Raw genomic sequence first — 6547 nt, 5'->3', positions numbered from 1 at the left:
CGGCAGCGTGCTGCCTTCCGCAGAGTACTTCGACCCTCCCCCAGGGTCCGCGGTCGTCGGCAGCGTGCTGCCTTCCGCAGAGTACTTCGACCCTCCCCCGGGACATGCGGTCGTAGGCAGCGTGCTGCCTTCCGCAAAGTACTTCGACCCTCCCCCGGGATACCCGGTCGTCGGCAGCGTGCTGCCTTCCGCAAAGTACTTCGACCCTCCCCCAGGGTCCGCGGTCGTCGGCAGCGTGCTGCCTTCCGCAGAGTACTTCGTCCCTCCCCCGGGATACCCGGTCGTAGGCAGCGTGCTGCCGTCCAATCAGACCCGCCCTGTGACCCTCGTCGGGTCGTTGTTGCCCCGTATTCCCCCCATCATGTTGACGTCAATCCTACCCGCAATCGACGTTGAACCGGTCAAAAAGCCCGCCCCAGTGATCGCGACGCTGATGCCGATGCAGATGTTGTCTGTCAAGGAGGAGGACGATGATAAGGTCAAGGACGACAAGGCCGCCGCCGACGACGACGATGATAAGAAGAATAAAAAGAACAACGACGACGACGATGGCAGCGAGCACGATATGGACGGCGAGTACGGTGAGTGGGTGTTGCCCCGGGAGCCGATGTCGAAGCTTCGATCACCCGAAGCGAGCATGCCCCCGGAAGCGAACATGCGGGGACAGGAGTCGTCGTCGACCAGGCGCTTCATATCGTACCTTCGAAGGCGGGCGTGGCTTCCGATGGCGGTGTTCTTGACGGGCACGTCGGTCGCGTACATCGCGTACTCGGATCGATCGTCGTCGGCCGCAGTAGGAAATGGTTCGGTCGAAAGGTTCTCGGGTTTTGGGAACGACGAGGTGCAGGTGGCGCTTGCGAAAGCGATCGCGGAGCTGGAGGCCGGCAGTTCGGAAGCCGCGTCGAAGTCGATGCGAGAGGTGCACGCAGCGCTGGAGGCCAAGTACGCCAGGCACGCGGACGCCCACGTGGCAGCGTCGTGCGGCGCGCTCGCCCTTGCGCTGCTGTTGGGGGTTTAAAAGTGTCGTGCGCTGCTGTCGACGCCAGAATATTAAGATGGACGCGGGCGAGCTGCGCAGGCGCCTCCTGCTTCCAGAGACGCGCAGCTTGCGCATCGATGGATCGAGACGCCAGGCGTGCGCGGATGCCCTGGCGGACGATCCCCGGTTCCACGTGGTTATGTCTTCGAGAGATGATTGCTCGGAAAGGAGCGGAGGCCTGGACAGGTTCTTCCTAGCGAGCACGTCGTCGTCGTCTTCGGCAGTGTGGATCGAAGTCGTCTTCTGCGACGAGGAAGGGTATCCCGGCGGCTGCTGCGAGCAGTCGCTCGGAGAGAGGAGGAAGGCGATCGTGTTCTCGCGCAAGCAAGCTTCTCCTGCTGCTGCTTCTGCTACGAAGTCGAAGTGTAAGGCGAAGGCGAAAAAGGATAGCAGCAGCGTCGACCCCGCGTCCGAGCTTTGCGCGCGGCTATTCCACGCGGCGGCGGCGTGGGACTGCTGGGACCCGGCGCTAGGCTCTTTGGCAGACGAGTACTCTCGGCTTCTTCTTCTTCAATCAGGTTACAGGCCGAAATGAAATAGAAAAACACGCCGTTTCTGTTCACAAGTCATCGTCGATGACTTTCTGTCGAAGGCTGTCATCTCTGCACTCCTTCACGACGAGATCGCGAAGCTTCCTGTACTTGAGCTTGTAGTACGCGGCAGTCGTCGTGGATTCCATGTGCGCCTCGCGCAGCTTGGCAGAGGATGCGAGGGCAGCGTCCATGTCACCCTGCTCTCGCCTGAGCGCAGACTCGAGCTGGCGCAGGATATGCAAAGACGTCTGCGTATTCGAAGGCGACGGCGAGGGCGAAGGCTTATGCCGAGGGGGGGGCATGGCAGATGATGTCTGAGCCTGCGACGTCGGCTGCGACTCAGTCGGCTGAGCCTGCGACGTCGGCTGTGCCTGCGACTCAGGCGGTTGAGCCTGCGACGTCGGCTGTGCCTGCGACTCAGGCTTGCACGGCGCGTCGACGCGAGGGGGCAATGAAGTCGAAGAGAAGCCGATGCACTCGCAGTATCCGATGGCGTACTCTTGGACGGTGTTGCGCAGCTTTCCAGCGAGGTAGATCGACCACTTGGTGTTGAACCGCCAGGCATCGGCCGGCATCGCCGCGGCGACAGCTTCGTAGCCTGGGTAGCACATGTAGGCGCTCTCGAGCTTGTCGCAGACGGCCCGGATCTTGTTTCTGTAGAACTCCGGTACTTCGGCCATCCTCCGGTGCATCGGGATCGTTATCTTGTTATCTGAATCGGAGTGGTTGGAGCGCCCAGAATGCATCGAATGCCCCGAATGCGTGGAGCTGACAGGTGTGCCCGCGATGAGGTCAGTATAGTTGACCATCCTGGGGCGCTTGAGAGCGCTGCCCTCCTCCCTCTCGGGCTCGGGAGAGTTCATGGCTCCGAGCTTGACGCCGGCAGGTTCGTCGATCATGCTCGCCTCATTCGCGGCATTGGCGAGCGCGATGAGACGGGTGTCGACTTCGCATTCCATTTGGATTGATTGAGGATTCGTTTTTGTGCACACAGTACATACGATCAATTTTTCGCACTTTTTTTTGTATAAAAGCTGGGCGTGCCCCGTACGAGCACGGGAGATGGCGCAGCAGACGCAGAAGGCCCCGCTCAGGTGGAGCCACCTCGGGGACGGCGAGCACCTCGAGGCGGGCGTGGACGAGGCCGGCCGCGGGTCGCTGTGCGGCCCGGTGTTCGCCGCCGCGGTCGTCTGGGGGAGATCGGACGACGCCGAGAGGGAGGCGCGGCTGCGCGCGGACCCGCGCATGAAGCTCGTCCGCGACTCGAAGAAGCTGAGCGCATCCCAGCGGGACCGGGCGCGCGCGTTCATCGAGGCCGAGGCGCTCGCGTGGGGCGTCGCGAGCGTCGATGCGGCCGAGATCGATCGCGTAAACGTCCTGCGCGCCTCGATGCTCGCCATGCGGCATTCTTTGGACGCCCTGCTGCAGCCCGGGCTCGTGCCTCGCCCGGGCTGTGTCAGCGGGGCGTCCAAAGAATGGGAGGGGTGCGCGGGGAGCGCGGGGAGCGCGGGGAGCGCGGGGAGCGCGGGGAGCGCGGGGAGCGCGGGGAGCGCGGGGAGCGCGGGGAGCGCGGGGTGCGCGCTGTACGTCGTGGTAGACGGCGATCGTTTCGAGGGCTACGCGACGCCTGGGGACCGCGGTGGTGGTGGTGGTGGTGGTGGTGGCCTGGCGGCGTACGTGTGCGTTCCCGAAGCCGACGCGCTCTACCTTTCGGTCGCGGCCGCGAGCATCCTGGCCAAGACGCACCGCGACGAGCACGTCGTCAAAACGATGCACCCGCGTTTCCCGCACTACGGCTGGGATCGCAACAAGGGGTACGGGACCGCCGCGCACATGCGGGCGATCGCGGAACGCGGTCCGTGCGAGGAGCACCGTCGGTCGTTCGAGCCGATCAAGTCGTACAACGGCAGTCGGCAGAGTATTTGCCCGTAAATTCTTGGGATCAGTAGGTAGGCAGGCAAAAGAGTGGTGGGCATGAGCTACTTCGACGACGGGGCGCCGACGTCCGAGGGATTCAAGCTGCGCATCAAGTTCAGGCCGGACATCGGCGAGGTCAGGGACGCGCCGGCGCTAGGATTCGTTGTCGCCGTGAGGTTCGTGCGCGCGATGGTCCTCTGGATCGTGCTGTACTTCGTGGACCGCGCGTACCAGGAGTCGTACGTGCAGCGCGTCCTGGTCGACGGTGGCGGGGACGGGGATGGCGATGGGGGAGGAGGACAGCAGGGGCAGCCGCCGCCGAGGTTGTGGACGCTGCCGCTGATGGCGCTCTCGCTCGAGGTCGCGATCCTGGCGATGCTGAGCGCCGTGCTGTTCATGCTGAACGCGCGGTTCAAGTCCCCATCGAACGCCTTCGTGATCGACGGGAAGCTCCTGCGTCGCCTGCTGCTCGACTACGCGGCCACGACCGCGGTGATCCTGCTGCTCGGGTCCGCGTTCGCGTCGGTCGCGCAGGACGACACGCTGTTCCGGTACCGGGAGGACGGCCTGCGCGGCATCCGGGCGTACTCGACCATGTTCCTGCTCGTGGCCTTCGCCGTGCTCGGTCTGTCGCCGTCGGCGTGAATTGGTTGGCGGCGAAAATTGGCGCGGACCGGGCCGAAGAGGTGTGCACAGATGCCCAACGACATGATCCGTGCGGCGATGCTTGGAAACGAGAACAAGGTGAGGGAGGCGCTGGAAAAAGGGGACTACACGCCCCGCGAACTCTCGGCGGCGTTAGCGGTGGCGCTTCAAGAGCGGAGCGTCGGCGTATTCCGGGCGCTCCTGCCCCAGGACGAGGAGGGACAGAAGATACTCGGCACCAGTTGGTTCAAGGCCATGGCCGCCAAGGTCGTGTGCGACGCCCACGGGATTCCCCTCGTCGCGGGGATGCAGCCTCCCGCAGACCTCCCGGCGGAGGTGATCGGCAGCCTGACCAACGGACACCCGAAGCCGCCCCTGTCCGTCGCGGACGCGCAGGAGGTGGCCGAGGCGATCCTCGGCAGAGATGCGGCGATTAGGCTGGCGGCTCGCGTCAAGGCGGCGCCCAACAAGGGGCCCAACAAGGGGCAGAAGCGGCCGCGCGAAGACGATGAGACGGTCGAGATCGAGATCGAGTCTGGAGACGAGGAAGACGGCGCAGCCTGGAATGACGCAGCCGAGTTCGTCGCGGACGCAAATAGCGCGATCAAGTGCAAGACGATCGAAGAGCTCAACGCGTGGAAGTCGAGGATGACCAAGAGGTGGCTCGATGCGCTCGAGAAGGTCTCTCCGCAGATCGCGAACGAGCTCGCCAAGTACGACGCCAGACAATCCAAGAAGCAGTTCACAGGCGCGATCCGGGTCATCACCAACAAGATCAACAAGTGGGCAGCTCGCCTCGGAGTGGTGGTCGTCGATCCCTGAACGTGCGCAAACGGTTTTTGCGTTCGATATAAAGCTCGCGCCTGTGTATAGCTAACCAAGTACATGCGGCGCCTGCCCGCGCCACCTCGGGCCGCCCTCGAGAGGTTCCGTTTAGGCGAGACGTTCGGCCGCGCGATCGTCGCGGCGTCGTCCACGACGTTGGCGCGCAACCTGAGGGTCGCCCAGACGGTCGTCGAGCTGCAGGCCAAGCTGCCGTCGCTGACGACGCCGGCGCGCCGCGCGGCGGCCGGCGAGTGGCTCGCGGAGCGCCTCGAGGGTCTCGGGGCGACGTACATCAAGGTCGGCCAGTTCATCGCGTCCCGCTCCGACGTGTACGGGGACGATTTCGCCTCCGCCTTCGTCGGCATGCACGACGGGGTCGCCGCGGTGCGCGGCGAGCAGGCGAGGGACCTCGTGTCGGCGGCGGTCGACGTGTCGAGGTTCGAGTCGATCGACTACGAGGCGGCGTCCGCCGCCTCGATCGCACAGGTGCACCGCGGCCGCCTCGCGGACGGGAGGCGCGTCGTGATCAAGGTCGTGCGGCCGGGCGTGCGCGAGAGCGTCCGGGCGGACATGCGCTTCCTGGAGGCGATCGCGTCGGCGGCGGTACGCGTGGCGGACGCGATCGACGCCTCCCCGGGAGCCCGCGCGGGCGCTCGGCAGGCGCTCGACACGGTCCGTGACCTGTCCGGCTACCTCTGCGAGGAGCTCGACCTGCGGGCCGAGGCCCGGAACCTCGAGCGTTTCGGCGCGATCTACCCGCCGGAGCACGCCGAGGTCCGCGTCCCGCGTCTCGTCCGTGAGGCCTGCGGCCCCGACGCGGTCGTGATGGAGTACGTGCCGAGCGTCAGCGTGCGCAGCCTGGGCCGTCGCAGGCCGCCGCAGGCCGCCGCAGGCCACGCGCGCCGGATCATGCTCGTCTTCATCCGCCAGCTCCTGACGAGCGGCATCGTGCACGGCGACCCGCACGTGGGCAACATGGGCGTCGATTACTCCGGCCGGCTCGTCATGTACGACTTCGGCAGCGTCGTGCGGCTCGACCGCGAGGAGGTCTGCCACGTCAAGGACCTGATCGCGTCGCTCGTGATCGGCGACGCGAGGCGCGCGGTCGCCGTGCTCCGCCGGATGGGCGCCGACGTGCTCGACGAGGGGGCGCTCGAGGCGTACGTCGGCGACTACCGAGAGTACATGCGCACGCTCGACTTCCGAGCGATGGCCGCCTCGGCCGCGTCTCGGGCCTCGGCGGTCGCGAAGCAGGGGGCGACAGCGGCGTCCGCGATCCCGATCGTGCTCCCCGGACGCATCTCGCGCATCGTGCGCTCCTTCGCGCTGCTCGAGGGCGTCTGCAAGGCGATCGACCCCGGCTTCAACTACTTCGACACGATCGCCGAGGCGGCCACGCGCCTGCCGCTCGAGACCGTCTTCGACGCGGACTTCGTCGCCTACAAGCTTCGCCACGACATCCTCTGAGCTATGTTTTGGAATGAATCGAGACAACGTCGTCGGCAGGAGTCGGCCAGCAGCCTTCGTCCGCAGGGACAGGAAGGGCGTGCGCCCGACGGTACCGTCGTCGGGGCTTTCGTAGTTTGTT

7 protein-coding genes are annotated in these 6547 nt (G+C 65.8%); 6 read left to right on the top strand and 1 reads right to left on the bottom strand.

The annotated features are described in order from the left end of the window. Nucleotides 1–7: 7 nt before the first annotated feature. Both B7Z66_15690 and B7Z66_15685 read left to right on the top strand, forming a co-directional pair. Nucleotides 8–1018 (top strand): hypothetical protein, encoded by a 1011-nt coding sequence (locus B7Z66_15690; GenBank protein OYV74678.1) that lies wholly within the window; start codon nt 8–10, stop codon nt 1016–1018. Between the two features lie 37 nt (nt 1019–1055). After that, nucleotides 1056–1574 carry a hypothetical protein gene (locus B7Z66_15685; protein OYV74677.1) on the top strand — a complete coding sequence of 173 codons (519 nt, stop codon included), beginning with the start codon at nt 1056–1058 and terminating at the stop codon, nt 1572–1574. A 24-nt stretch (nt 1575–1598) separates the two neighbouring features. On the opposite strand, the gene B7Z66_15680 is transcribed toward B7Z66_15685, so the two are convergent. After that, nucleotides 1599–2531 carry a hypothetical protein gene (locus tag B7Z66_15680; protein OYV74676.1) on the bottom strand — a complete coding sequence of 311 codons (933 nt, stop codon included), beginning with the start codon at nt 2529–2531 and terminating at the stop codon, nt 1599–1601. Between the two features lie 103 nt (nt 2532–2634). Between B7Z66_15680 and B7Z66_15675 the strand changes: the two genes are divergently transcribed. From B7Z66_15675 to B7Z66_15660, 4 genes are all read left to right on the top strand, one after another. Then, nucleotides 2635–3504 (top strand): hypothetical protein, encoded by an 870-nt coding sequence (locus B7Z66_15675; GenBank protein ID OYV74675.1) that lies wholly within the window; start codon nt 2635–2637, stop codon nt 3502–3504. 42 nt (nt 3505–3546) lie between these two features. After that, on the top strand, nt 3547–4134 hold the full coding sequence (locus tag B7Z66_15670) for a hypothetical protein (GenBank protein ID OYV74674.1): 588 nt from the start codon (nt 3547–3549) through the stop codon (nt 4132–4134). A 51-nt stretch (nt 4135–4185) separates the two neighbouring features. Beyond that, nucleotides 4186–4956, top strand: coding sequence for a hypothetical protein (locus B7Z66_15665; protein ID OYV74673.1), 771 nt, complete (start codon nt 4186–4188; stop codon nt 4954–4956). Between the two features lie 63 nt (nt 4957–5019). Next, a complete protein-coding gene (locus B7Z66_15660) occupies nt 5020–6426 on the top strand; it encodes a hypothetical protein (GenBank protein ID OYV74672.1) in 1407 nt (468 codons plus the stop codon). Nucleotides 6427–6547 lie beyond the last annotated feature (121 nt).

The organism is Chromatiales bacterium 21-64-14 (assembly GCA_002255365.1).
Classification (GTDB): Bacteria; Pseudomonadota; Gammaproteobacteria; order 21-64-14; family 21-64-14; genus 21-64-14.
This window is presented reverse-complemented; position numbering and strand designations above follow the sequence as displayed.